This is a genomic window from Flavobacterium paronense (assembly GCF_030409795.1).
Classification (GTDB): domain Bacteria; phylum Bacteroidota; class Bacteroidia; order Flavobacteriales; family Flavobacteriaceae; genus Flavobacterium; species Flavobacterium paronense.
On record NZ_JAUFQN010000019.1, the window covers coordinates 2,873,298 to 2,899,217 of the forward strand.

Sequence of the window (25,920 nt, forward strand, 5' to 3'; positions counted from 1 at the left end):
TTATTGTCTATAATATTCGATACTTTTCATTGTGGTATTTTCAATATTGGGTTGATTCGCAATAATTATATTTGGTGTTACATATTTTAAAGCTTCGGCTGTTGTGTTGCCAATGCAAAAGCAAATTTCATCTTCAATTTTATTCTCCTGTAAATAACTTTCTACTGCTGACGGACTGAAAAACAAAATACCATTAGGCACAAAATCAATTTTATATGATGTCAAAAGCGTTTCGTAAACCTCAAATTCATTTAATTTAATTTTAGCTAACTGTAAAGCTTCTGGCAAAACATCTCTTCGAATAGTTCCGCAGAAAAAAGTGAAACTATTTTTTGAATATTGGTTACAAATAATAGAAGCTAATTCAGCAGCATAATCTGAATATTCGATAACTTGAAAATCATTTTGTTTTAATATTGCCTTTGTTTTTTCGCCTACACAAAAACATTTTTTGGTTTTAATTTCGGCTATTTTATTATTTCGAAGAACGCTTTCGACTGCATTTTGACTGGTAAAAATCAAATAGTCGTTCATTGAATCAATTTCAAATATTTTTCTTTGAATGCTGATAAAATCTTCTTCAAATATTGTAAAATTCGCGCTTAACATTAACTGCTTTTGTTTTTCTGAAAGCTTCTTTGTTGAGACTATGCGAATTTGATTTTGCATTACTTTTTCAATTCGTTTTTGATTTTAGCCATCAAATCTGATCCACCATTTTCTATAATTTCGTTAGCTGAATTGAATCCTAACTTTTTCCACTCAGATATATCAACTTTTTTATCAATTTCCAGTTTTTGTTTTCCGTCTATTGATAACAAAACACCTTTAAAATCTATTGTGTCTTCTTCTTCGTTATATTTAGCCAACGCTCCTATTGGTGCTGTACAGCCGCCTTCGAGTGTTCTCAAAAACTGACGTTCAATATAAGTGCAAATTTCGGTTTCAATATCGTTTAGTTGGGAAACTGCATCAATAGTAAACGCATCATTTTCCATGGCAACAATAACCATAGCACCTTGTGCCGGTGCCGGAATCATCCAATCTAAATTGATAAAACTGTCCGGTTTTATATTAATTCGTTCCAACCCTGCTGCGGCAAAAACAGCTCCATTCCAATCGTTATTTTTTAGTTTTTGCATTCTGGTATTTACGTTACCACGTAGATCAACTACAGTATGATTTGGATATTTATTCCACCATTGCGATTGACGCCGTAAACTTCCGGTTGCAATCGTTGCTTCAGAATTAAGAAAATCGAGATTGCCTTTGTGTACAAGTATATCCAAGACATTGGCACGTTCTAATACTGCTGCCTGCACGATTCCTTTTGGCAAAGCCGTTGGAACATCTTTCATTGAATGCACCGCAATGTCGACTTGCCCATTTATCATGGCAATATCTAAAGTTTTTGTAAAAATTCCAGTGATTCCGAGTTCGTAAAGTGGTTTATCTAGAATGATATCACCATCCGATTTCACCGCTATGATTTCAGTTGCATAACCTAAATCTTGTAGTTGCTTTTGAACGGTATTTGCTTGCCAAAGTGCCAGTTCACTATCACGAGTTCCTATTCTGATTTTTTTGGTCATTTTATTTAGAAGAAGTTTCTATCTGAAATATTTTCTCAATCCATTCGATACTCTCATCCACCATAGTATTATCGTCTTTTAAATGACTGGCAAAATGATTGGTTATTTTTTGTATGATTCTAGTACTAATTAGTTCGGCTTGTTCTTCGTCAAAATTGGAGAACTTTTTTCTTTGTACATTCAATTCTGACTCTTTAATTGAATTGAGTTTTTCTTTTAAGGCGTGAATTGTTGGGGCAAATTTTCTTTGTTTGGTCCAAGCCAAAAATTCCTCCATAATTTCTTCTATGATAACTTCAGCAGCTGGAATATGTTTTTTGCGATTTTCTAATGTCTCATCTGTCATTTGTGATAAATGATCCATATGCACTAAAGTAACACCTTCAACAGTAGTAACATTTTCGTTTACATTTTTTGGTATAGACAAATCTAAAATCAACAATGGCTTTTTTAGATTCAAAATAGCTTTGTCTACTGTTGGGTTTTGTGCACCAGTTGCTACAACTAATACATCAGCTTTTTGAATTTCCAATTGCAAATCAGCATAGTCTTTAACCACTACATCTAGCTTTCTCGCCAATCGTTCTGCAGTATCTTTAGTACGATTAATTAAAGTTATCTGCTCGTGTTTAGTATGTTTAACTAAATTCTCGCACGTATTTCTGCCGATTTTCCCTGTGCCGAAAAGTAAAATGTTTTTATTAGCAATATCGTCAACATTACTAAAAATATACCGAACGGAAGCAAAAGAAACGGATGTAGCGCCTGATGAAATTTCGGTTTCATTTTTAATTCTTTTACTCGTTTGAATAACCGCATTGACCAATCGTTCTAAAAAAGCATTCACCAAATTCATCGATTTACTTTCTACAAAAGCTGATTTAATTTGACTTATAATTTCAAAATCCCCGAGAATTTGACTATCTAAACCAGTTCCAACTCGAAACATGTACCGAACTGCTTCTTGGTTTTTATAGATGTGGGCCACTTTTTGAAAATCTTCTACAGTACCTTGACTATTATCACAGAGTAATTTGATTAATTGAAATGGATGTTGAGCAAAACCATAAATTTCGGTACGGTTACAGGTAGAGGTTACTAGTAAAGATTCAATGCCTTCTTGTTGAGCCTGAATTAAAACATTCTTCTTAGCGCTTTCGTCTAAGCTGAATTTTCCTCTAATGTCGGCATCGGCTTTCTTATAACTTAAGCCAACAACATAAAAAGTACTATGTTTCGAAATGTTTCCGTTTTCCATATTTTGCTCTTTACCTAAAAGAGGAACAAAGTTATCGTTATGTGTTTTACAAAAACAACGCTAAAAGAACTTTTTGTGTCGCTGTGAGTTATTTTTGTACTCAATTGTATTTTTATCGTTATTTCTTTTAATTTTGTACTGAAATCAAGTAATTATTTGGTTCTTATGTAGATTTATTCTAAATAAATATTTGCAATACTTACTTGTCCTTTTTCAAAAAATATCGCTATGGGTTCTAAAGAAATAATAACAATCGAGAATGATTTTACCCTAATTCGTTTTCAGAATGATACGGATGAAATTTCTACATTTCAAAGTCCTGTTAATATAGGATTAATTCAATTTCATTTCGGATTAAAAGGAAGTGCCAAGTTCATTTTTAACAATGGTAATTATACATTAGATTTAAATGAAGAGAAATGTTTGTTGTTTTATAATCCAGAAAAAGAATTGCCACTCAATATTGAAATTGCGCCAAAATCCTGGTTAATAACCATACTGGTTTCTATCAAAAAGTTTCATGGCTTGTTTACAACTAATGCAGAACACATTCCGTTTTTGAGTCAGGAAAACAAAGACAAGAAATACTATAACGAAAGTGACGTGAGTCCATCGATGGCCATTGTATTAAACCAAATGTTTCATTACAACCTAAATCCTTCGATAAAAAATCTATACTATAAAGGCAAAGGATATGAATTGCTAAGTTTGTTTTTTAACCGAAACGAAGATCCAAATGCTGAGCAATGTCCGTTCTTGATAGACGAAGAAAACGTATTGAAAATTAAAAAAGCTAAAGAGATTATTATTGCCAATATGGCTGAACCACCGAGCTTGGAATCGCTAGCCAATCAAGTTGGGCTAACCTTGAAAAAATTAAAAATGGGGTTCAAACAAATTTATGGCGATACCGTTTACGGTTTTCTTTTTGATTACAAAATGGAGTATGCTCGACAACTTTTAGATTCTGGTTCCTATAATGTTAACGAAGTTGGATTAAAAATCGGATATAGTACCGGAAGTCATTTTATAGCAGCATTCAAGAAAAAATTTGCCACTACACCAAAGAAGTATTTAATGTCAATGAGTCAAAACAATTAAAAAAAGTTATTACTTTATAAAAAAAGCCAAAATGAAAGGAGTATTATTAGTAAATCTGGGATCTCCAGAAAGTCCAACAGCAAAAGATGTAAAGCCTTATTTAGATGAATTTTTAATGGATAAATACGTTATTGACGTGCCATTTTTATTACGTGCTTTATTAGTTCGAGGAATCATTTTACAAACGCGACCTAAAAAATCAGCTGAAGCGTATGCTAGAATTTGGACCAGTGAAGGTTCGCCTTTGATTGTGATTTCAAAAAGAATGCATAAGAAGGTTCAAAGCTTAGTTGATATTCCAGTTGCTTTAGCAATGCGTTATGGAACGATTACTATCATGAAAGGATTGCAGGAATTACATGATAAAGGGGTGAATGAAGTCATGCTTTTACCATTGTATCCACAACACGCAATGGCATCTACAACTACAATTGTGGTTTTGGCAGAAGAATTGAGAGCAAAACACTTTCCTGAAATGAAATTCACGAATGTTCCAGCATTTTACAACAAGCCCGACTACATTCAAGCATTAGCCAATTCTATTAAAAAGCATTTAGACACCTTTGAATATGATCATTTGTTGTTTTCGTATCATGGCATTCCAAAACGGCATATTCGTAAAACGGATATTACAAAATCACATTGTAAAATAGATGGTTCGTGTTGCAACACTGAATCACCAGCGCATGAATTTTGCTATCGCCATCAGTGTTATGAAACCACTAAACAAGTAGTGAAATTGTTGGGAATTCCAGAAGGAAAATACAGCCAAACTTTTCAATCTCGTTTAGCGGGCGACAAATGGTTAACACCATACACCGATGTCGAAATCAACAAAATGCCCGAGAAAGGCATTAAAAAACTAGCTGTTGTAACGCCAGCTTTCGTTGCTGACTGTCTTGAAACTTTGGAAGAAATTGCCATGGAAGCAAACGAACAGTTTTTACATCACGGTGGTGAGGAATTTATGGCAATTCCATGCATGAACGATGGCGATGCGTGGTGTAAAACCGTTGCGAATTGGATTAAGGACTTTCAAAAAGAATAGCAAAAAGAAAAAAGACATTTTAAATGGATCTCTACAACTACATAAAATCATTACATCTTATTTTTGTAATCACTTGGTTTGCGGGTTTATTTTACATTGTTCGCTTATTTGTATATCAAATAGAAGCCAACGACAAGCCATCTCCAGAAAAAGAAATTCTGCTAAAACAATACAAAATCATGACGTATCGGTTATGGTACATCATTACTTGGCCAAGTGCCATTTTAGCTACGTTGTTTGCGATTTGGTTATTGATTTTAATGCCTGCTTGGTTACAGATGCCTTGGATGCATGTTAAGTTGGGGTTTGTAGTTTTGCTTATTGCTTACCAAATAAAATGTCATTTAATCTACCAAAAATTACAAAACGACACCTTCAATTATTCTTCCAACTTCATGCGATTATGGAATGAAGGTGCAACGATTATTCTTTTTGCCGTAGTTTTTTTAGTAATTTTAAAAAATGCTTTCAACTGGATTTATGGTGTAATCGGAATTGTTCTGTTTTCGATTTTGATAATGTTAGGTTTCCGATTCTATAAAAAAATTAGAGAAAGAAACAAAAGCTGAACACTTCTTTCTGAACACTGAACACTATGTTAAACGGCTTCAAAATGTCAATGCTTTCACTTCGAATTAGGATTTTCCTATCGATGATTATATTGATATTAATTGCCTCTGTTTTAATGGCTTCTATATCGATTATTCAGTTTAAAAACGAAGCCAAAGATTACCATCAAAAACGGTTGGACCAAAAAGAATTCGCCATAAAAGAACATATCAATTATGTACTTTCCAACACCACTTATCCGCTTACAGAGCGAAATCTTCCTTTGATTTTTAAAGATAAAATCCATGAATTAGCAGACATTCATAACCTTGAAATCAATATTTATGGCTTGAACGGAAAACTACTAAAATCTTCTAAAGCATCTTTTTCTGTTGACAAAGTAGCACCGCCTATTCCGAATTATGTGCTAAAACTTGTTCAGTCATCTGTCGAAAAAAGATACGTCGATATAAAAAGTGTTAACGGACTCAAAAACCGTTCATCTTATAGTCAGATTAAAGATGACAAATTCAAACCGTTAGGAATTTTAAACATTCCTTATGTTGAGGATGATAGTTTTTATCAAACAGAATTGCAGCAATTTTTATTGCGTTTAAGCCAGGTTTATTCTTTTATGCTGATTATAGCTTTTGCTTTGGCGTATTTTCTGGCGAGTTATATTACCAAATCGTTGAAAACCATTTCTGATAAAATCTATGAAACTAGCTTGAATCAAAAGAACGAAAAAATTGTTATTGAAGCCAATAGTCGTGAAATCAATTCGCTGATAAACGCCTATAATCAAATGGTGGATAAATTAGAAGACAGCGCCACTATGCTTGCCCAAAGCGAACGTGAACAAGCTTGGCGCGAAATGGCAAAACAAGTAGCGCACGAAATCAAAAATCCCTTGACGCCAATGCGGTTAACAGTGCAAAGTTTCCAGCGAAAATTTGATGCCAATGATCCCGAATTAAAACAAAAACTCAACGATTATTCCAAAACATTAATCCAACAAATTGATACGATGAGCGCTGTGGCTTCGGCTTTTTCAAACTTTGCTTCAATGCCAGCTCAACAAAATGAAACGCTTAATGTGGTTCAGGTTGTGGAATTGGCTTTAGATATTTTTAATGAAGATTTTATTGTCTTCAAAAGCAATAAAGAATATGTAATTTCTAAATTAGACCGAACGCAATTGATTAGGATTATTACGAATTTGGTTAAAAATGCCATTCAATCCATTCCGGATGAACAAGAAGAAAAGAAAGTTTTAGTTTCGGTTAACGAAGTAGAAAACGATGTTATAATCACTGTTGAAGACAACGGAATTGGTATTGAATCAGACAATATTGAACATGTTTTCGAACCCAAATTTACCACAAAAACTAGCGGAATGGGATTAGGCCTGGGAATTATCAAAAACATTATAGAAAATTACAAAGGAACTATTACTTTTGAAACGGAACTCGGAAAAGGAACAACTTTTTTTGTTTCCTTGCCTATTGTCAAATAAAAATTTAGCCACAGATTCACAGATTTCAAAAAGACAGTTAAAATAATTTGAATTTAAATTCTTTCATGACTATTAAAAGTCAAATAAATAAGCTGTGAATCTGTGGCTAAATATTATAGAACTAATAAACTACAAACTATGAACTTCGAAAACATACTCGTTGCTATTGATAATGGCATTGGACAAATCACCATCAATCGCCCGACAAAATTAAATGCGCTTAATGTGGCAACAATCCAAGAATTGCACAACGCTTTTGAAAACCTGGAAAACGATAATGATGTTAGAGTTATTATAATTACCGGCGGAGGCGATAAAGCTTTTGTAGCGGGTGCAGATATTTCAGAATTTGCTAATTTTTCGATTGAAGAAGGCGCACAAATGGCTGTTCAAGGACATGAATTGCTTTTTGATTTTATCGAAAATTTAAAAAAGCCAACTATTGCAGCCATCAATGGATTTGCACTAGGCGGTGGTTTAGAATTAGCGATGGCGTGTCACTTCAGAATTGCTTCTGATAATGCCAAAATGGGTTTACCTGAGGTCTCACTTGGTATAATTCCGGGTTATGGCGGAACGCAACGTTTGCCACAATTAATTGGAAAAGGTCGAGCAATGGAAATGATAATGACTGCCGGAATGATTTCTGCTGAAGAGGCGCATCGTGCTGGTTTGGTCAATCATATTGTACCACAAGCCGAGCTTTTAGATTTTACAAAAGGCATCGCAAACCGAATTATGAGAAACTCTCCTTTTGCCATTGGCAGAGCCATAAAATGCATCAATGCCAACTTCAAAGATGGAATAAATGGTTATGAAACCGAAATCAGAAACTTTGGAAAATGCTTTAACACAGAGGACTTTAAAGAAGGAACAACAGCATTTTTAGAGAAAAGAAAAGCGGAATTTAAAAGGAACTAATCTTTATGAAAAAGAACATTTTTTGTCTATTCCTTTATTTTCTGAGCTCGTTTATTTATTCACAGAATATTCCTTTTTCCATCACAAAAAGTGGTTTATTTCAGGATGACTATAAGGAAACAGCAATTGTCTTGGCAGAGAAAATAGACGATAATGGTTTCCTATTGGTTCGTTCTTATAAAAAAGGCGGTATTTCTCCAGGGGAAGGTTTTTATATTGAGCAATATGATACCAATTTAAAACTAACCAAAGAATTTGAATACGAAATGAAACACCCAAATTATCAGAAGTATAATTTGGTTTTGAGTCTCTTCACGATAGAGAAAACTATTCATATCATTGAGATTTATTACGATTTAAATTTAAAATGCTTCGTCTGTCTTGACAATAAAGTCTTAAATAACAATGCCATTGAAAAAACCGAGCTTTTCAGAATGTCAAAAGAAGAAATGAAAGGGACTTTCAATCTTCAGAAAAAGTTTTATGCTAGAGTTGATGAAATTTGGATAAATGACAATTCAGGAACTATAAATGCAGAAGACAGCAATATAAAAAGAGGAACTTTTTTAGATGTTTTTCTTAAGGGAGATTTAGCAAAAGACGGTGGTGACGCTTCCGATATAACTGTTGTTGTAAATGATACTAAAACTGCTTTTGCTATTGCCATGGATTTAAATCAAAAAAGCTCTGATGGGTTAAGGATTTACGTTTTTAACAGCAAACTTGAAAAAATAATCGATAACACTTTTACGAAAGAAATTAAGGATCGAAATTACATTTTTCAAAACATTCAAGTTTCGAATAGTGGAGATGCTGTTTACCTACTGGCTAAATCTTATGATAAGGATTTACGAAAGAAAAAAGAAGGAGGAAAATACTTTTTTGAACTCACCAAGATCGATGCTAAAAATCAATTGACCCAAATAATTGATCCTGAACAGAACTTTGTTGGTTCATTAAAAACCTTTTTTCACAATGATGAGTTAGTCTGTTTAGGATTTTATTCTGAATTAACAGATTACCGATATAAAGGCATATGCTTTTTTAAATTTGACCCTAATTCTTTAGAACTTAAAAAATCAAAATACAACTTATTTACCGAACAATTTTTCTTTGACAAATATGGTAAGAATACCGAAATAGCCGTAAAGTTCTTGACCTTTAGGAAAGTGTTTTTTAATAACAATAATGAAATAATCCTGAATGCCGAAGAGTACGACAAAACTACACGGGCTGGGGCTGGGGCTGGAATTAATGGCGCAATGGGCCCAATAAGTTCATCTACAAGTTATAGTTTTGACGACATTGTTATTGCAAAACTAAATTATGATGGTAGTATGCTATGGGCGCGAAACATTAACAAAAAACAATCGACTACGGACGATGATACTTCATATCTTTCCTATACCTCAACTGTAAGAAATGATAAAACTTACTTTTTTATCAATACCAAGGACAAAATCAAAAAGTTAAAGAACGACCGAATCGAATTTGGTCAAATCAGAAAAAACAAATCCAATCTCAACGTTATCGTAGTGAATGCTGTTGGTGATTTTGACTATCAGGAAATATTGGATGACGAACAAAACGAAGTCCCTTTTATGGTTTCAAAAGGAGCTATAATTGACAATACTATTTATTTTTTGGGGAGAAAAGGAAAAGACAAACAACTTTTAAAAGTTACACTTTAAATACAACTACCAACTAATACTGTATACTGCTTCCTACTTCTCACCTTCCCATTCAGCATAAAATTGCGAAAGAAAATTTTCCATGTAATGATGTCTTGCTTCAGCTATTTTTTTGCCAGTTGGCGTATTCATTTTGTCTTTTAACAAAAGAAGTTTTTCGTAAAAATGATTCAATGTTGGTGATTCAGAATTTTTGTATTCTTCTTTGCTCATATTGAGATTTGGCTCAATGGACGGATTGTATAACGCTCTGTTTTTAAAACCTCCATAATTGAAACATCTTGCAATTCCGATAGCGCCAATAGCATCTAATCTATCAGCGTCCTGAACAATTTCAAGTTCTTTTGAGTTAAATTTCATTTCGAAATTGCCGCCTTTAAATGAAATGTTTTCAATAATATTGATTACGTGAACGATTATTTCTTCAGAAACATTTTCGTTTTCTAAAAAAGAGCGAGCGATTCTCGGCCCAACACTTTCGTCTCCGTCATGGAATTTACTGTCAGCAATATCGTGAAGTAGCGCCCCAAGTTTTACAACAGTTACATCACAATCTTCTTCTTGGGCAATTAAAAGGGAATTTTTGTAAACGCGTTCAATGTGAAACCAATCGTGCCCGCCTTCAGCATTTTCTAATTTCTCTTTAACAAAAAGAATCGTTTTATCTATTATTGACATGATTACTTAATTTAAAAAATCCTCTCTTTTCAGAAAGGATTTATATAGGTGTTCTATTCTTTTTTCCAATTATCGTATCAAAGCTGGTTCAACCCATTTGAAAAGTGTTGACTCAGCCGGAATCACTAATCTTTCAGAAACTTTTGCCATTCTAGCCGGCAATTTCATCAGATAATCTCTTGCTTTTTCTGCTTCGTCTGTCAAACCGGAAAGTTTATCGATTTCCCATTTCTCAATTAGTTTCTGCATAATATCAACGTAATCAGCAGCGGTATAAACGCCAATTCGTTGCGCAGAATCTGAAAAATTCAAAAAGGCAGAACTTATTTTTTCGCCTGATTCTCTTAAGAATTGAGCAGGCATAACAATTTTTTGTTTCATCATATAGTTGAAGGCCAATAGCATTTCGCTTGGATCAACCTTAAAAATTTGAGTTACAAATTCGCTGTAAGCATGATGATGACGCATTTCGTCGCCAGCAATCATTTTACATATTTTAGCTAATTTCTTGTCGCCATATTGTTTAGCAATTTGGGAAACTCGATTATGAGAAACATAAGTGGCCAATTCCTGGAAACTTGTATAAACAAAGTTCTTATATGGGTCACGACCAGTTCCGATATCAAATCCATCTGTAATTAAATACTGTGTTGTGATTTCAACTTCGCGCATGTTAACACGTCCTGACAAGTACAAGTATTTATTTAACAAATCTCCGTGACGGTTTTCTTCTCCAGTCCATTGACGCACCCATTTACTCCAAGGATTATTTTCAACCTGACCAACGCCATCAACATCCATAAGCCATGCTTCATAAGTTGGCAAAGCTTCTTCCGTAATAGTATCACCAACAAGCGTTACCCAAAAATCATATGGTAAATCTTTGGCAATTTCTCTTAATTCTTTTACTTCTTCAAAGAAATTTTCGTCCTCTGAATTAGGTAAAAAATCTGATGGCTGCCAAATTTTCTCGATAGGAATCAAGAACTCATCCATGAAACCTTCTACTTTATTTTCCAGAAATTGCATCACTTCCAGACGGATATTTTGTATTGACATTTTTTAAATTTTAATAGATTGGGTCACTGCTTTTTCTGTTTTCTCCATTAGTTCTTCAAAAGGGAAATCTTTTACAGCAATAGCTTCGTGAATTATAAATTGCAAATGATTTCCTAAACCCATTGGAAAGGCACCAAATTTAACCATTTTCCATGAATTATTGATAGTAATTGGCACAACATATGCAGAAGACGCATATTTACATAGGATTTTTAAACCACTTTGAGCAAATTCTTTTGGTTTTCCGTCTTTACTTCTAGTTCCTTCTGGGAAAATCACTGCAGAGCGATGGTATTTTTCGATGTATTCGCCCATTCCTTTAATGACCGGAATAGCCTGTTTTGGGTCTTTCCTGTCAATCAATACAGAACCGCCATGACGAAGGTTGTAGGAAACACTTGGAATCCCTTTTCCCAATTCTTTTTTGCTGACAAACTTGGCGTGAAAACGTCGCAAATACCAAATTATTCCAACTATATCATAGAGACTTTGATGATTAGAAACAAAGATTATTGGGACACCTTTTGGTATAGTATCTCTATTTTCAAAAGTATACCTCGTTCCTAAAATGTTAGTGCATTTAATCAAAAAGAAGTTCAAATAATCAACGCTTTTTTTGTGTGCCTGATAACCAAAGACATTAAGACACACCCACTGAATAGGATGAAAAATTACCAAACACAATCCAAAACAAAGATAATATACTACTGAAATTGGATACGAAATAAGCTTTTCCATATTTTAAAAATAGAAGACAAAAATACGAAAAATCAAGAGTAAGAAATATAAAAAAGAGTAAAAAACACTTTTTAAAATTAAAAGAAAATATACACTTTTAGTGTACCTTTTTAAAATCAAATGCTACTACCTTTAACAAGATCAAATCAATATTAATTGAGTTAAATTAATTTGTTCAAAACTCCTCTGATTTGTATCTTATAACATCAAAAAAAGCATTATTTTTATGCCACAAAATTTAGAAAAAATGAGTTCAGAAAAAGAAGCCAAATTAAAAGCATTACAATTAACACTAGATAAATTAGACAAAGCTTACGGAAAGGGAACCGTAATGAAAATGGGCGACAAAGCGGTGGAAGAAGTGGAAACAATCCCTTCCGGTTCGCTTGGTTTAGATTTAGCTTTGGGTGTAAATGGGTATCCAAGAGGAAGAGTTATTGAAATATATGGCCCAGAATCTTCGGGGAAAACTACGCTAACATTACATGCCATTGCCGAAGCACAAAAAGCAGGTGGAATTGCTGCCTTTATAGATGCGGAACATGCTTTCGATAGAAATTATGCCGAAAAATTAGGCGTAGATATTGAGAATTTAATTATCTCTCAACCTGACAATGGAGAACAAGCATTGGAAATTGCTGAGAACTTAATTCGTTCAGGCGCTATTGATATTGTGGTTATTGACTCGGTTGCAGCGTTAACACCAAAAAGTGAAATTGAAGGCGAAATGGGTGATTCAAAAATGGGCTTACACGCTCGTTTGATGTCACAAGCTTTAAGAAAATTAACAGGGACGATTAGCAAAACAAATTGTACCGTGTTTTTCATCAATCAATTAAGAGAAAAAATTGGTGTTATGTTTGGAAACCCAGAAACAACAACGGGTGGAAATGCTTTGAAATTCTATGCCTCTGTTCGTTTAGATATCCGTCGTTCCTCTCAAATTAAAGACGGTGAAAATGTCGTTGGTAACAGAACTAAAGTTAAAGTGGTGAAAAATAAAGTTGCACCACCTTTTAAAACGGCAGAATTCGATATCATGTATGGCGAAGGTGTTTCGAAAACCGGAGAAATTCTTGATTTAGCGGTTGAATTTGAAATCATCAAAAAAGCAGGTTCTTGGTTTAGCTACGGCGACACAAAACTTGGTCAAGGAAGAGATGGTGTGAAAGTCTTGATAAAAGACAATCCGGAATTAGCCGATGAACTAGAACAAAAAATTAAAGAGTATATTAAAGAAAGAAATGCTTAATAAACTTAAATATCCCGTTAAAATTTAACGGGATATTTTTTTTACCTTAACGCAACCCTTTTTATTAAAAAGTATCCTAAGACAAAATCTATTATAATTATGAAATCAAAGATTATTACATCTGTTAGCCTTTTAGGCTCGGGTCACGAATACCAAAAAAATATTATATCATTGAGTAAAAAAATAGTTTCCCTTTTTGCTCTGCTTTTTATTTTAAATTCCTGTTCTCCCGGTGATGATACCAATTATTCATTTGAATTAATGCCGATACAGAGTGTTGAAATCCCGACTGAATTTACCTTAGGGCAAACCTATCCAATAACTGTTCATTATACTGTGCCAACAAGCTGCTATCACTTCAATACATTGTATTATGATAAAGATTTAAACGTAAGAACTATTGCAGTTGAAAATGCAGTTGAGCAAAAAAATAATTGTCAAGATTTGAGTGCTGCTGATGGAGCAAGTAGTTATACTTTCAACTTTTATGTAACAAGTAATGGTTCGTATATTTTTAAATTTTATCAGGGAAAAGACAATCAAGGAAATAGTGTTTTTTTAGAATATGAAGTGCCTGTGACGAATTAGATAACAAGCAATTTTTGAAAATTGGATTTAAATCAACTCATAAATGATTGCAAAAACAAGGATAGAAAAGCACAAGAACAGTTATACAAATTGTATTCGCCAAAACTGTTTGCAGCTTGCTTAAAATATTCACGCAATTATACTGAGGCACAAGACAATTTACAAGATGGATTTATATTAATTTTTAATAAAATCGAACAGTATGCCTTTAAAGGTTCTTTTGATGGCTGGCTAAAAAGAGTTATGATCAACAATGTTTTACAGCAATATAGAACGCATACCTTTTTAAGTTTAGTAAATGAAGATGTTCAGGATGATTACGAAATTGAAATCGATGACGAGAATATATCATTAGATTATTTGTTGAAGATTATTCAGGAATTGCCTGATAGATATAGATTGGTATTCAATCTTTATGTAAATGATGATTATTCGCATGCTGAAATTGCCGAAATGCTTTCCATCAATATCGGAACATCTAAATCGAATTTATCTCGTGCGCGAATGATTTTAAAAGATAAAATAGAACAGTATAAAAACCAAGAAAACAAAACATTTCCTTCAGCAAAATGAATGAAAGAAAAAATATAGATCGGCTTTTTCAAGAAAAATTCAAAGACTTCGAGGTTATGCCTCCCGAGGTAACTTGGGGAAAAATTGAAGCTAAACTTGATCAAAAAAAGAAAAGAAGAATAATTCCATTTTGGTGGAAATTATCAGGTGTCGCTGCGGTTTTTTTACTTGGATTCTTAATTTCGAAAGCTATTTATAGCCCAGAAATCAAAACTGAAAATCCGGTTGTAAATGAATCTAATTCTAATAAAACAAAACAAATAAATAAGCTTAATTCAGCTAAAGAAATGCTGAAAAAGAACAATTCAACTTCTGATGCTGATGTTGTTGTTACCAATTCAGGTGAAATTAAAACCAATGCTGCTTCAGAAGAAAATAAAGATAAAAAAACAGTCTATTCTACAGAATCAAGCGTTGCCGAAAGGAATCCGTCGAATCATCGTTCATTGAAAAACAAATCGAATTCTGAAAAAAACAAGCCTTCAATTTCTGAATCTGTTTTTGAAAAATCTCAAAACCAAGTAGCTCAAAAGACAAACAGTAATCAGTCGAAAATTGAAAAAGACCCGAATTTCGTTCTGAAACTAAACGAACAAACGAGTCAAGATAAACTAACAACTATTAACCAAAAAAATAAAATAGCAATTGAAAATAAAAACAGCAATCTTGATGGTTTGAAAGGAAATGTTGATTCAAAAATTGCAACAAAAGAAATTGATATGAAAGTAAACGACACAGCTTCCAAGAAAAGTGTCGCTAATAATGAATTGGAAGAATTGCTTAATGAAAAAGAAAGCAAGTTAAAGCAGGAATCTAAAAGAAATAGGTGGCAACTAACCTCAAATGTTGCGCCTATTTTTTTGGGTTCTATTTCAAATGGCTCGCCAATTGATTCAACGCTTACTGAAAATTCTAAATCCTACAACACAAATGTCGGTTTCGGACTTGGTGTTAGTTATGTTGTAAATAAAAAGCTATCGGTTAGAACCGGTTTGAACAAAGTCAATATTAGTTACAATACTAATAATATTGGGTTCTTTACTGGAATTCAGGCCAAGATGTTGGCTAATGTATCGCCAACGGCTTCGAGTAGAATGATACACGTACAATCAATTAAAAATAGTGCGCAAAACACACCATCCGAAAGTGGATTATTACCTTTTGAAAATACATTTGCGCGTGAAAACACTGGCTATCTGAAACAAGAAGTTGGTTACTTAGAAATGCCTGTAGAAATGACATATTCGCTTTTTGATAAAAAATTTGGTTTAAAGATTATTGGTGGTTTCAGTACACTTTTTCTTCAGGACAATAGTATTAGAATTGTTTCAGCAGACAGAGATGTACTGCTTGGGAAAGCAAATAATTTAAGCGATGTTCATTTCAGTACCAATTTTGGATTGGGAATAAAATATGGTTTTATGAAGTCTTTTGAATTCAATTTAGAACCAACCGTAAAATATCAATTAAACACATTTAGCGCAAACGCTGGTAATTTCAAACCTTATCTCTTTGGAATATACAGCGGAATTAGCTACAAGTTTTAGTCAGGTTTGTTTTAAAAATTAGTTAGAAGGTGTTATTGCTTTCGAGTAATAACGGAAAAGAGTCTCTGAATTTGAGACTCTTTTTTTATGGATTAAACTCTTGAAGTTGTTTTAAAATAACCTGCCTTACTTCAGTTTTAATTGTCTTTTTATAATCAGCAGCTTGATTTTTGGTATCAAAAAAATGATGGATTTTTACACGCATCAAACCCGGACTTCCGCTAAAAAAAGTATAAGAAAAGCGTTTTTTATTATCTGCAAAAGTAATAGGAACAATTGGAATATGGTGGTCAATTGCCAATCGGAAAGCACCGTCTTTAAATTCATCCAATACTATTGATTCGTCAAAAGGAACGCCGCCTTCGGGGAAAATACAAATGCTAAATCCTTGGTTGATTTTTTTCTGTGCTCTTTCAAAAACTTCCATCCTGCTTTTTGAACTGCTTCGGTCAACTAAAATACAGGTTCTTTTGTAGAAAAATCCAAAAAGTGGAATTTTGGCTAACTCCGTTTTACCCACAAAAACAAAAGGGTTTTTAACTACTGAAAGCATTAACATAATATCGGTCATCGAAGTGTGGTTAGCTACAAACATATAACTTTTGCCAACTATGATTCCCTCTTCTGTTTCAATTTTAACTCTGAAACCCATTCCGAATAATATCGTTTTGGCCCAAATTCTAGCCATCACAAAAAAATAAGGATACCATTTTTCTTTAAGAATTGAAATAAAAAGAAACGGGAACATGACAATTATGGGAATCGCCATTAAAATATAGAACCAAACGCGATAAAGTGTCCAAAAAACAATTTTCAATGCTCTCATGTTGTCAAATGTAATAAATCGCAATTGAATTTTGAAAAAAAGATTATCCACTAAACGCATTGTTACAATTAAAAATGCTATTCCTTAAATCTTTGAGAGAATGCCCATATTATTTAGATTTTGAAATGTGAAATCATTAAAAACAGTAACGTAAAAAAAGACAATTGTCAAAAAACAATTGTCAAATAAAGAAAAGCATAAAAATTGCCAAATAGTTAATAAAACAACAATTATGCAGATAATAAAATTATATTTTAGCTTATAGTTATTGTTTTTTTATAGAAAAAAGCTGAAAGTTTAAATTTTTAATAATACAAAAGATAATGAAATTGATGCCTGAATTAAACGGTAATGGTTGGGATGAAATGTTTTCTACTAACGGAGTTCGAGATTCTTATCGGCAAGTGTTAGATATATTACAAAACTTAACTCCTGAAAGCCTTAATGCCAAACAAAAACAGGCTTCTGATTCGTTTATGAATCAAGGAATTACTTTTACCGTTTATAGTGATGACAACGAAGGCATAGAGCGAATTTTCCCTTTTGATATTATTCCAAGGATTATTACACAAAAGGATTGGTTAGAAGTAGAAACAGGAATTAAACAACGGTTATTAGCGTTGAATTTATTCTTGGAAGACATTTATAATGATCAAAACATTGTAAAAGACGGTATAATTTCAGCTTCATTGATTGCCTCATGTCCTCACTATATTCAAGAAGTACACGGTATAAAACTACCGCACAATATTCACGTTCATATTGCCGGAATAGATTTGATTCGAGGTGCAAAAGGAGAATTTTATGTTCTTGAAGACAACTTAAGATGTCCGAGCGGTGTTAGTTATATGCTTGAAAACCGCGAAATAACAAAGCGCATATTCCCTAAAATGCTTGCTTCAAATTATGTAAGTATGGTAAGCAATTATCCTATGATACTTCATAATATATTAGTTTCGTTATCGCCAAGAAATGTCTCAAATCCAAATGTGGTACTACTAACCCCAGGAATATATAATTCTGCTTATTACGAGCATACTTTTTTGGCAAGACAGATGGGAATTCCATTGGTTGAAGGTAGAGATTTAATAGTGAACAACAATAAAGTCTATATGAAAACCACCTCGGGACTATACCAAGTTGATGTAATTTATAGACGATTAGATGACGAATATCTGGATCCATTAGTTTTTAAGCCAGACAGTACATTAGGTGTTCCCGGGCTTATAAGTGCATACAAACATGGAAATGTAGCTTTAGTAAATGCGGTTGGAAATGGTGTTGCAGATGATAAAGCAGTATATGCATATGTGCCAAATATGATAAAATATTATCTAAATCAAGAACCCATTCTTAAAAATGTTCCCACTTACCAAATGGAAAACAAAGAGGAAAGAGAACTCGTATTTGCTGATATGGGGAATATGGTCATCAAAGAAACCAATCAAAGCGGCGGTTACGGTATGATAATGGGAAATAAAGCCACTGAAGAAGAACTTGAAAAAGGAAAAATTGCTATCCTAGCCAATCCCAGAAATTTTATTGCACAACCTATAATTCAACTCAGCACCGTTCCCTGTCTAATAGATGGCCAATTGAAACTGCGCCATGTAGACCTGAGACCTTATGCTTTATGCGGTCCTAATGGAGTTGAAATTGTGCCTGGTGGACTAACTCGTGTCGCATTAACTGAAGGTTCATTAGTCGTAAACTCTTCTCAAGGTGGAGGAAGCAAGGACACCTGGATTATAAAATAATTTTAATTTAATTTTTAAATCAATTCAAATGAAAACAATTATGACAATTGGAGCTACAGAAAGTATATTCTGGCTCAACAAAAACACAGAATCAACAGAAGAAAAATCGATTCAAGTTGAATCTAAAGTTTCAATTATAGACTCAATTATAGAAACTATAGTAGAACCTATTATCTACAAATGTTAAAAATAGAGAAGGAATAAAACTAATTATATCGATTTAAATGAAAGCAAATATGCTCAGTCGGGTGGCAGAAGGAATGTTTTGGCTTGACCGATATATGGAAAGAACTGACGGAATGTTGCTGACTTTAAACACGTTTTACATCCTGTCTTTTGATAAAGAAATGAATGATTCTCTTGGATACAAGCCTTTATTGGACTACTATACAGATTTGTCTCCTGAAAAAATTAATGCGGTGCAATACGATGCGAATTTTGTGCTGAAATACATCATTTGTGACAATCAAAATCATAACTCTGTTAAAAATTTAGTAATTAAAGCACGAGAAAATGCAAGAGGTTCTCAAGACAAAATAACCAAAGAACTATGGGAACATATTAATTCTTTATATCATTTTATGAATTCTCCCGATTTACCCAAACAGTTGGAATCATCTGATGCATTAAAAATTGTTACCAAATTAAATAAAGATTTTCTACTTTATAATGGTATTCTTCAAGTTACGATGCCTAGAGGATTAGGTTGGTGTTTTTCCGGAATTGGCAAACATATTGAAAGATGCTTACAAACAATATCATTGACTCAGGCTTACTTTTCAACTATCTCTTATAATCTCGACGGAAACGAAGATTTACTCTATTGGAGAAGATTATTATTGTCTCTTTCGGGTTATGAAATGTATTTGAAAAGTTATAGCAATATTCCGCACAATCGTAAAGTAGTGCAACAAGTTATTTTTAATAGGGATTTTGCTCATTCCGTGATTTACACTTTAGATTTGATAGACACTTCTTTAAATTATTTATTTAAAGACAACACCTTGAGTGAAGCGCGAACATTAAATAACCAATTTGGAAGATTAAAAAGCTATGTTGAATACACGGATTATCATAATCTTAGCAATCACCAGTTAGAAGAGGTTTTGAATAACACCAAAACACAATTAAATCAATTTTCGTTCGATTTTTCAAAATTATTTTTCTCTTACACATAATAAAAATGGCAGTTTTCAAAATAGTTCACATTACAAAATACCAATACAACTGGCCAATAAAAGAAAGTATCAACGAAATTCGTTTGTTTCCTCATAATTTTGACAATCAAAAGGTTTTGGAATATCATCTTATGATAACTAATAACCCTGAAGTAATACTCTCTGAAGACTATTATGGAAATCGGGTTGGGAATTTTAATTCATTTGAAGCACATTCAGAAATGACCATCGAATCCAGAATGCTGGTGAAAGTAAATCATTCCTTAAAAATTCCAGAAATAGATTATACTAAGGTTGAAGATTTAGTTCCTCTTTATGAAAAAAGCATCATATTATTAAGACTTAGCTATCCGGAAATCATCACAAAACAAAACGAAATTCTTTCCATTTTAGATAAAATTGGTTGTACTGATAAGCCCATAATAGAAATTGCCCGTCAATGTAACGAATACATTTTCAATAATTTTGAATACACCAAAGGAATCACAAATATTGAAACCACTGTAGATGAAATTCTGGAAATGAAGAAAGGCGTTTGCCAGGATTTTGCTCATCTTTTATTGCAACTTGTGCGAACTGCCGGTATTCCTGCAAGATATGTGAGTGGTTATATTTGTCCGAATAAAAGTGGTTTTAGAGGAGAAGGCGCAACGCATGCCTGGGTAGAAATTTACACTCCAAACCAAGGTTGGCTCGGACTAGATCCTACCAATAATATCTGGACAATGGACAATCATATAAAACTTTCGGTAGGGCGAAATTTTTATGACTGTACTCCGGTAAAAGGAATTTTTAAAGGAATTGCCAAACAAACTCTTTCCGTTTGCGTTTCAATAGGTTATGAAGACGGCCACCAATTTGAAGAGATAAATGACGTGCAGCTACAAGAAGTTACCGTAGAATTTCAAGAACAATTAGACAGCATCGAATTACTTCATCAGCAACAGCAACAATAAATTGAATTATCAAAAACATTTCATTTTGTAGCGCTTAGCCCATACTGCATAAAAACTTTGCAAACTTTGCTAAAATCTCTATAAACTTTGCGAACTTTGCCGGCAAGCAAAAAACACCATGTCAAAAATACTAACCGGAATTCAAAGCACAGGCACGCCACACTTAGGAAACTTATTGGGCGCCATTCTACCCGCGATTGAACTGTCACAAAATCCAAGCAACGAATCGTTTCTTTTTATCGCCGATTTGCATTCGATTACCCAAATAAAAAACGGAGCCGAACTTCGTCAAAATACGTATAGCACCGCTTCGGTTTGGTTGGCTTGTGGATTAGATGTCAATAAAGTGATTTTTTACCGTCAAAGCGATGTGGCTCAAACGGCCGAATTGTCCTGGTATTTAAGTTGTTTTTTTCCTTTTCAACGTCTGACATTAGCACATTCTTTTAAAGACAAAGCAGATAGATTGGAAGATGTTAATGCTGGTTTGTTTTCTTATCCAATGCTGATGGCCGCTGATATTTTATTGTATGACGCCAATTTTGTTCCGGTTGGAAAAGACCAATTGCAACATATTGAAATTACGCGTGATGTGGCTTCCCGTTTTAATCATCAAATGGGGGAAACCTTTGTAATTCCGGAAGCAAAAGTTCAGGAAGGAACGATGTATGTTCCCGGAACTGATGGCCAAAAAATGAGTAAATCCCGTGGTAACATTATCAATATTTTTCTTGATGATAAAGCATTGCGCAAACAAATCATGAGCATTGAAACGGATAGCACGCCATTGGAAGAACCAAAAGATCCTGACACTTGCAAAATTTTTGGTCTTTATAAATTATTGGCAAATGGGGAACAAATTGCTCAAATGAAAACAAAATATACCAATGTCAACAGAGATTTTGGTTACGGTCACGCCAAACAAGAGTTGTATGAATTAATCATCACCAACTTCAAAACCGAAAGAGAAAAATACAATTACTACATGAACAATTGGCCAGAAGTTGACGCTTTATTAAAACAAGGTGCTGCAAAAGCAGGAGCAATTGCTGATGTTGTTTTGAAAAAAGTCAGAGTGAAATTGGGGTTTGAATAAGCCTAAACCGCTTCAAACAATTTCCCCGGCAAAGGTCGAATTAGCCCTTTAAGTTCCATGTTTAATAGTAAAGACGAAATTCTAAAAATCGGGAAATCACATTCCAAAGCAATGATGTCTAGCAATTGTTTTCCGTTTTGTTGAAGGTAATCGTAGACTTTTTGTTCGTCAGTATCTAAAGAAACAAATAGCTGTTTTTGAACTGGTTTTGCCGCTTTGCTTTCTAATTCCCAATTCAAAATATAAATCAAGTCAGCTGCTGAAGTCATCAAATTGGCACGTTGTGTTTTAATCAAATTATTGCAGCCCTGACTCAATCTATCCGAAGTTCGTCCTGGCACAGCAAAGACATCCCGATTGTAATCGTTTGCTATTATTGCTGTTATTAACGAACCTCCTTTTTCGGCACTTTCAATAACTACGGTTGCTTCGCTCATTCCGGCTACTATCCTATTTCGGCGAACAAAATTTTCTTTTTCAGGATTTGAACTGCTCCAAAATTCGGTGAGAAACCCACCGTTTTCTTCCATTTTAGCGATATACTTTTTATGTGTTTTGGGATAAATCTGATTCAGACCGTGAGCTAAAACGCCAATAGTTTGCAGGTTATTTTCCATCGCTGCTTGATGCGCAACTATATCAACACCATAAGCAAATCCACTTACAATTATTGGATTAAAAATGGCTAAATCCTCTAGTAGCTTTTTACAAAAACTAGTTCCATAAGAAGTGATTTCTCGTGTGCCAACTATGCTAATTATTTTTCTGTTTTCAAGGTTTAAATTCCCTGTAGCAAAAAGCAAAACGGGTCCATCAATACAATGTTTTAGTTTATTTGGATAATCATCGTTTTGATAATACAAAACAGTTGCTCTCTCTTTCTCAATAAATCGTATTTCTTGTTCGGCTTTCTTAAAAACAGTTGTATCCTTTAGGTTCTTAATCAAAACATCGCCAATTCCATCAATAGATTTTAACTGATTTAATTTAGCGTTGAATACATTTTCGGCTGAACCGCAATGATTTATAAGTTTTTTGGCAACAATATCTCCGACACCTTCAACCTTTACTAGTGCCAAAATGTTAAAAAGTTCTGTTGAATTCACGTGCTTATTTTACTACAAAAATAAATATTTTTTCTTGGGATTGTTAATAAATTTTGTGAATAATTTTTTGATAGTTCTATTGTTTATCTAAATTTGTCAATATGAAGATTGAACAATACATTTCCCAATTATTATATCGTTATCAATGTGTTACCGTACCAGGATTTGGTGCGTTTCTGACTGAATTGCAGTCGGCACAAGTAGACGAAAACTCCCATTCGTTTTATCCGCCTAAAAAAATGGTTTCTTTCAATCCGTTTATTAAAAACAATGATGGATTATTGGCAAATCATTTGGCTGAAGCTGAAAAGATATCTTATGAAATTGCGGTTTCTATTATTCAAAATGAAGTTTCTCATTGGAAGACAAAAATTCAGGAATTCGGAAGTTTCTCAGTAAAAAACGTTGGTGATTTTTCATTGAATTCAGAGAAAAATATAGTTTTTGTTCCCGTAGATCAAATCAATTATCTTACCGCTTCTTTTGGATTGAGTTCCTTTATTTCCCCTTCTGTAAAACGCGAAGTTTATAAAGAAGATATACAACAACTGGAAGAAAAAGCACCCATCATTTTCACACCGGATAGAAGAAGAAATTATTCCGTATTAAAATATGCTGCTATATTCTTATTATCAGCTGGAGTTGCAGGAACCGTTGGCTACAAATACTACGAAAACAAAATCGCACAAGAAACACTTATCGTAGAAACCAATGTTCAGAAAAAGATAAACCAAAAAATCCAGGAAGCTACTTTTTATATTTCAAATCCATTACCCGCTGTTACACTATCCGTTCCCTCAGAAAACACACCATATTGTGTAGTGGCAGGTGCCTTTAGAATAGAAAGCAACGCAGAAGAACAATATCAAAGGCTACTAAAATTAGGCTTTAAAAAAGCCAAAAGACTAGCGCCAAACAAACACGGATTATTTCCTGTGCTTTATGGTAGTTATTCGACTTACTCTGAAGCACATCAAGCTATGAAAGATATTCAAAAATTAGACAACAAAGACGCTTGGCTTTTGATTGAAGCATTATAAAATTATCCTGAGAAATCAGGATTTTTTGTTTTCTGTAAGTACCTTTGCAAAAAAAATCATGAGCCCAAAACATCCTTCTGAGTCATTAACCACATTAACCGATTTAGTTTTACCAAGCGAAACCAATCCTTTAAATAATCTTTTTGGAGGCGAATTATTAGCCCGAATGGACAGAGCTGCCAGTATTGCGGCAAGAAGACATTCACGAAGAATAACCGTTACTGCATCAGTAAATCATGTTGCTTTTAATCGTGCTATTCCTTTAGGAAGTGTTGTAACCGTTGAGGCTAAAGTTTCTCGTGCCTTTACTACCTCAATGGAGATTTATATTGATGTTTGGTTAGAAGATCGTGAATCAGGCATACGAACCAAAGCTAATGAAGCTATTTATACTTTTGTGGCGGTTGATGAAACGGGTAATCCGGTTCCGGTTCCGCAAATTGACCCTCAAACTGAGTTGGAAAAAACAAGGTTTGATGCCGCTTTACGCAGAAAACAATTGAGTTTAGTTTTAGCCGGTAAAATGAACCCGCACGACGCAACCGAATTAAAAGCGTTGTTTATTTAAAATAAAGTGCCGGTCTCTTAACTTCCAGAAAGCCATGAAGTTGGATTAAAATAAGCCGAGTTTTGTGATACTAAGAACTTCAGTATCGTTCGCCCATCGGCATCTGTTCTAATTTTACCCAAGGATTGTTTTGCCGAAACCTTATCGCCAACTTGTACATTAACAGTACTTAAATTTTGATAAATGGTAAAAAAGTCTCCATGCTTAATTAAAACCGCTTTTTTAAGTGGTGTTATTTGCTGCACTTGCGCAACTTCTCCGGCGAACACTGCTCTGGCATTAGATCCGCTTTCCGTCGAAATTTCGATACCACTATTATGAACCACCAATGCTCTAAATATTGGATGCGGTTGATCTCCATATCCTAATGAAATAGCACCTTTTTCAACAGGCCAAGGTAATCTGCCTTTGTTGGCTTTAAAATTATCGGATACAATTTTCCCTTCGGGTGTTAATATAATTTTTGTTGAAGATTCAATGGCTTTCTTCTCAGCCGCTGTAGTTTTTGGGTTCGATTTTACGTTGGCTGCTGCTGTTTTTCTGTTAGCTGCTGCAATAGCTTCGCGTATTAATTTCTGAATTTGTGAATCTATTTTTCTGGTTTCCTGTTGCTTTTTCTTAATCTCAGCCGCAATCTTTCCTTTTTCTTTTTGGATTTGGATGGCAATTTTTTCCTGTTCTTGTTTCTCTTTTACTAATTCTTTCTTTTCGTTTTCGTTTTCAGTAATTAGCTTTTCTTTTGCTGTTTTTTGAACAACAATTTTGTTGGTATATCCAACCAATTGTTTTGTTTTCCCTTCAATTTCCTGTCCTTGCATTTTTCTGTAGCTGGCATATTGTTTCATATACTGCGCTCTTTTATAGGCTTGCAAAAAGTTTTCTGACGACAATAAAAACATAGCACGGCTTTCTTCAGATCTGCTTTTATACGACTTTAAAATCATTGCAGCATAATCTTTTCTTAGTTGCTCTAAATCTCGATTAAGTTGATTGATTTTTATTTGATTTACATAAATATCATTCCCTAACAACTTAGTTTGTTTCTCGGTAGTTTTTATCAACTTTTCCTTTAATCCAATCTTTTCTTTTTGAAGCTGCAACTGAGTAACAACCGATTTCTCTTTGCTTTTAACCGATTGCAATAATTGTTCTTTTTCCTGAATTTCTAACTGAATTTTAGCTTTGCGTTCTTCGAGTTGTTCTTGCGTTGGTGGTTGGCTCCACATTTGAATCGTGAAACAGAAGAATAGTAAAGAGAGAAATAATTTTGGCATCGTTATTT

25 protein-coding genes are annotated in these 25,920 nt (G+C 33.7%); 16 read left to right on the forward strand and 9 right to left on the reverse strand.

The window, feature by feature from the left end; genetic code table 11:
- Genes QWY90_RS13725 through hemA form a run of 3 tightly spaced genes read right to left on the reverse strand, consistent with a single transcriptional unit; the run spans window position 1 to window position 2,850 of the window.
- Window positions 1-609, reverse strand: coding sequence for a uroporphyrinogen-III synthase (locus QWY90_RS13725; RefSeq protein ID WP_290286568.1), 609 nt, complete (start codon window positions 607-609; stop codon window positions 1-3).
- 59 nt (window positions 610-668) lie between these two features.
- On the reverse strand, window positions 669-1,592 hold the full coding sequence (gene hemC / locus QWY90_RS13730) for a hydroxymethylbilane synthase (RefSeq protein ID WP_290286571.1): 924 nt from the start codon (window positions 1,590-1,592) through the stop codon (window positions 669-671).
- A 1-nt stretch (window position 1,593) separates the two neighbouring features.
- Window positions 1,594-2,850 (reverse strand): glutamyl-tRNA reductase, encoded by a 1,257-nt coding sequence (gene hemA / locus QWY90_RS13735; protein ID WP_290286572.1) that lies wholly within the window; start codon window positions 2,848-2,850, stop codon window positions 1,594-1,596.
- A 228-nt stretch (window positions 2,851-3,078) separates the two neighbouring features.
- Between hemA and QWY90_RS13740 the strand changes: the two genes are divergently transcribed.
- From QWY90_RS13740 to QWY90_RS13765, 6 genes are all read left to right on the forward strand, one after another.
- A complete protein-coding gene (locus tag QWY90_RS13740; protein WP_290286574.1) occupies window positions 3,079-3,951 on the forward strand; it encodes a helix-turn-helix transcriptional regulator in 873 nt (290 codons plus the stop codon).
- A 31-nt stretch (window positions 3,952-3,982) separates the two neighbouring features.
- Window positions 3,983-4,999, forward strand: coding sequence for a ferrochelatase (gene hemH, locus QWY90_RS13745; protein WP_290286575.1), 1,017 nt, complete (start codon window positions 3,983-3,985; stop codon window positions 4,997-4,999).
- Between the two features lie 23 nt (window positions 5,000-5,022).
- On the forward strand, window positions 5,023-5,568 hold the full coding sequence (locus QWY90_RS13750) for a CopD family protein (RefSeq protein ID WP_290286576.1): 546 nt from the start codon (window positions 5,023-5,025) through the stop codon (window positions 5,566-5,568).
- 26 nt (window positions 5,569-5,594) lie between these two features.
- A complete protein-coding gene (locus QWY90_RS13755; protein WP_290286577.1) occupies window positions 5,595-7,064 on the forward strand; it encodes a sensor histidine kinase in 1,470 nt (489 codons plus the stop codon).
- 138 nt (window positions 7,065-7,202) lie between these two features.
- Window positions 7,203-7,985, forward strand: coding sequence for an enoyl-CoA hydratase/isomerase family protein (locus QWY90_RS13760; protein ID WP_290286578.1), 783 nt, complete (start codon window positions 7,203-7,205; stop codon window positions 7,983-7,985).
- Between the two features lie 5 nt (window positions 7,986-7,990).
- The gene (locus QWY90_RS13765) at window positions 7,991-9,676 is read left to right on the forward strand and encodes a hypothetical protein (RefSeq protein WP_290286579.1); all 1,686 of its coding nucleotides are present in this window, start codon (window positions 7,991-7,993) and stop codon (window positions 9,674-9,676) included.
- Window positions 9,677-9,709: 33 nt separating this feature from the next.
- Here QWY90_RS13765 and QWY90_RS13770 read toward each other — a convergent pair whose 3' ends face one another.
- From QWY90_RS13770 to QWY90_RS13780, 3 genes are all read right to left on the reverse strand, one after another.
- Window positions 9,710-10,354, reverse strand: coding sequence for an HD domain-containing protein (locus QWY90_RS13770; RefSeq protein WP_290286580.1), 645 nt, complete (start codon window positions 10,352-10,354; stop codon window positions 9,710-9,712).
- A gap of 69 nt (window positions 10,355-10,423) precedes the next feature.
- On the reverse strand, window positions 10,424-11,413 hold the full coding sequence (locus QWY90_RS13775; protein WP_290286582.1) for an acyl-ACP desaturase: 990 nt from the start codon (window positions 11,411-11,413) through the stop codon (window positions 10,424-10,426).
- A gap of 3 nt (window positions 11,414-11,416) precedes the next feature.
- Complete coding sequence (locus QWY90_RS13780) at window positions 11,417-12,151, reverse strand: lysophospholipid acyltransferase family protein (RefSeq protein WP_290286583.1); 735 nt, start codon at window positions 12,149-12,151, stop codon at window positions 11,417-11,419.
- Window positions 12,152-12,398: 247 nt separating this feature from the next.
- Between QWY90_RS13780 and recA the strand changes: the two genes are divergently transcribed.
- The 4 genes from recA (at window position 12,399) to QWY90_RS13800 (ending at window position 16,111) form a co-directional block, all read left to right on the forward strand.
- Window positions 12,399-13,403: a recombinase RecA gene (gene recA / locus QWY90_RS13785; RefSeq protein WP_290286585.1), complete on the forward strand. Its 1,005-nt coding sequence runs from the start codon at window positions 12,399-12,401 to the stop codon at window positions 13,401-13,403.
- A 99-nt stretch (window positions 13,404-13,502) separates the two neighbouring features.
- On the forward strand, window positions 13,503-13,991 hold the full coding sequence (locus QWY90_RS13790) for a hypothetical protein (RefSeq protein ID WP_290286586.1): 489 nt from the start codon (window positions 13,503-13,505) through the stop codon (window positions 13,989-13,991).
- Window positions 13,992-14,012: 21 nt separating this feature from the next.
- On the forward strand, window positions 14,013-14,564 hold the full coding sequence (locus QWY90_RS13795) for an RNA polymerase sigma factor (RefSeq protein WP_290286588.1): 552 nt from the start codon (window positions 14,013-14,015) through the stop codon (window positions 14,562-14,564).
- A complete protein-coding gene (locus tag QWY90_RS13800) occupies window positions 14,561-16,111 on the forward strand; it encodes an outer membrane beta-barrel protein (protein ID WP_290286590.1) in 1,551 nt (516 codons plus the stop codon). The genes QWY90_RS13795 and QWY90_RS13800 overlap by 4 nt, the downstream gene beginning before the upstream one ends.
- An 85-nt stretch (window positions 16,112-16,196) precedes the next feature.
- Here the strand turns inward: QWY90_RS13800 and QWY90_RS13805 are convergent, their stop codons facing one another.
- Window positions 16,197-16,937, reverse strand: a complete 741-nt coding sequence (locus tag QWY90_RS13805; RefSeq protein WP_290286592.1) for a lysophospholipid acyltransferase family protein — start codon at window positions 16,935-16,937, stop codon at window positions 16,197-16,199.
- Window positions 16,938-17,257: 320 nt separating this feature from the next.
- On the opposite strand from QWY90_RS13805, the gene QWY90_RS13810 reads away from it, so the two are divergent.
- From QWY90_RS13810 to trpS, 4 genes are all read left to right on the forward strand, one after another.
- Window positions 17,258-18,694, forward strand: a complete 1,437-nt coding sequence (locus QWY90_RS13810; RefSeq protein ID WP_290286978.1) for a circularly permuted type 2 ATP-grasp protein — start codon at window positions 17,258-17,260, stop codon at window positions 18,692-18,694.
- Window positions 18,695-18,918: 224 nt separating this feature from the next.
- Window positions 18,919-19,872, forward strand: a complete 954-nt coding sequence (locus QWY90_RS13815; RefSeq protein ID WP_290286593.1) for an alpha-E domain-containing protein — start codon at window positions 18,919-18,921, stop codon at window positions 19,870-19,872.
- A gap of 5 nt (window positions 19,873-19,877) precedes the next feature.
- Entirely contained in the window at window positions 19,878-20,828 is a 951-nt protein-coding gene (locus tag QWY90_RS13820) for a transglutaminase family protein (RefSeq protein ID WP_290286594.1), read from the forward strand.
- A 118-nt stretch (window positions 20,829-20,946) separates the two neighbouring features.
- Window positions 20,947-21,924 carry a tryptophan--tRNA ligase gene (trpS, locus tag QWY90_RS13825; protein WP_290286595.1) on the forward strand — a complete coding sequence of 326 codons (978 nt, stop codon included), beginning with the start codon at window positions 20,947-20,949 and terminating at the stop codon, window positions 21,922-21,924.
- Between the two features lie 2 nt (window positions 21,925-21,926).
- Here trpS and dprA read toward each other — a convergent pair whose 3' ends face one another.
- Window positions 21,927-23,030: a DNA-processing protein DprA gene (dprA, locus tag QWY90_RS13830; protein WP_290286596.1), complete on the reverse strand. Its 1,104-nt coding sequence runs from the start codon at window positions 23,028-23,030 to the stop codon at window positions 21,927-21,929.
- Window positions 23,031-23,131: 101 nt separating this feature from the next.
- On the opposite strand from dprA, the gene QWY90_RS13835 reads away from it, so the two are divergent.
- Window positions 23,132-24,070, forward strand: coding sequence for an HU domain-containing protein (locus tag QWY90_RS13835; RefSeq protein WP_290286597.1), 939 nt, complete (start codon window positions 23,132-23,134; stop codon window positions 24,068-24,070).
- Window positions 24,071-24,128: 58 nt separating this feature from the next.
- Window positions 24,129-24,638, forward strand: a complete 510-nt coding sequence (locus QWY90_RS13840; protein WP_290286598.1) for an acyl-CoA thioesterase — start codon at window positions 24,129-24,131, stop codon at window positions 24,636-24,638.
- 17 nt (window positions 24,639-24,655) lie between these two features.
- On the opposite strand, the gene QWY90_RS13845 is transcribed toward QWY90_RS13840, so the two are convergent.
- Window positions 24,656-25,912, reverse strand: coding sequence for a murein hydrolase activator EnvC family protein (locus tag QWY90_RS13845; RefSeq protein ID WP_290286599.1), 1,257 nt, complete (start codon window positions 25,910-25,912; stop codon window positions 24,656-24,658).
- Window positions 25,913-25,920: the final 8 nt, after the last annotated feature.

Bases quoted from the DNA above. Each gene is read 5' to 3' on its own strand.
- QWY90_RS13765 (WP_290286579.1), top strand. From the start codon at position 7,991: ATGAAAAAGAACATTTTTTGTCTATTCCTTTATTTTCTGAGCTCGTTT.
- QWY90_RS13750 (WP_290286576.1), top strand. From the start codon at position 5,023: ATGGATCTCTACAACTACATAAAATCATTACATCTTATTTTTGTAATC.
- QWY90_RS13755 (WP_290286577.1), top strand. From the start codon at position 5,595: ATGTTAAACGGCTTCAAAATGTCAATGCTTTCACTTCGAATTAGGATT.
- trpS (WP_290286595.1), top strand. From the start codon at position 20,947: ATGTCAAAAATACTAACCGGAATTCAAAGCACAGGCACGCCACACTTA.
- QWY90_RS13775 (WP_290286582.1), bottom strand. From the start codon at position 11,413: ATGTCAATACAAAATATCCGTCTGGAAGTGATGCAATTTCTGGAAAAT.
- QWY90_RS13835 (WP_290286597.1), top strand. From the start codon at position 23,132: ATGAAGATTGAACAATACATTTCCCAATTATTATATCGTTATCAATGT.
- hemH (WP_290286575.1), top strand. From the start codon at position 3,983: ATGAAAGGAGTATTATTAGTAAATCTGGGATCTCCAGAAAGTCCAACA.
- QWY90_RS13725 (WP_290286568.1), bottom strand. From the start codon at position 609: ATGTTAAGCGCGAATTTTACAATATTTGAAGAAGATTTTATCAGCATT.
- QWY90_RS13780 (WP_290286583.1), bottom strand. From the start codon at position 12,151: ATGGAAAAGCTTATTTCGTATCCAATTTCAGTAGTATATTATCTTTGT.
- hemC (WP_290286571.1), bottom strand. From the start codon at position 1,592: ATGACCAAAAAAATCAGAATAGGAACTCGTGATAGTGAACTGGCACTT.
- QWY90_RS13760 (WP_290286578.1), top strand. From the start codon at position 7,203: ATGAACTTCGAAAACATACTCGTTGCTATTGATAATGGCATTGGACAA.
- QWY90_RS13845 (WP_290286599.1), bottom strand. From the start codon at position 25,912: ATGCCAAAATTATTTCTCTCTTTACTATTCTTCTGTTTCACGATTCAA.
- hemA (WP_290286572.1), bottom strand. From the start codon at position 2,850: ATGGAAAACGGAAACATTTCGAAACATAGTACTTTTTATGTTGTTGGC.
- QWY90_RS13740 (WP_290286574.1), top strand. From the start codon at position 3,079: ATGGGTTCTAAAGAAATAATAACAATCGAGAATGATTTTACCCTAATT.
- recA (WP_290286585.1), top strand. From the start codon at position 12,399: ATGAGTTCAGAAAAAGAAGCCAAATTAAAAGCATTACAATTAACACTA.
- QWY90_RS13840 (WP_290286598.1), top strand. From the start codon at position 24,129: ATGAGCCCAAAACATCCTTCTGAGTCATTAACCACATTAACCGATTTA.
- QWY90_RS13820 (WP_290286594.1), top strand. From the start codon at position 19,878: ATGGCAGTTTTCAAAATAGTTCACATTACAAAATACCAATACAACTGG.
- QWY90_RS13805 (WP_290286592.1), bottom strand. From the start codon at position 16,937: ATGAGAGCATTGAAAATTGTTTTTTGGACACTTTATCGCGTTTGGTTC.
- QWY90_RS13800 (WP_290286590.1), top strand. From the start codon at position 14,561: ATGAATGAAAGAAAAAATATAGATCGGCTTTTTCAAGAAAAATTCAAA.
- QWY90_RS13770 (WP_290286580.1), bottom strand. From the start codon at position 10,354: ATGTCAATAATAGATAAAACGATTCTTTTTGTTAAAGAGAAATTAGAA.
- QWY90_RS13790 (WP_290286586.1), top strand. From the start codon at position 13,503: ATGAAATCAAAGATTATTACATCTGTTAGCCTTTTAGGCTCGGGTCAC.
- QWY90_RS13815 (WP_290286593.1), top strand. From the start codon at position 18,919: ATGAAAGCAAATATGCTCAGTCGGGTGGCAGAAGGAATGTTTTGGCTT.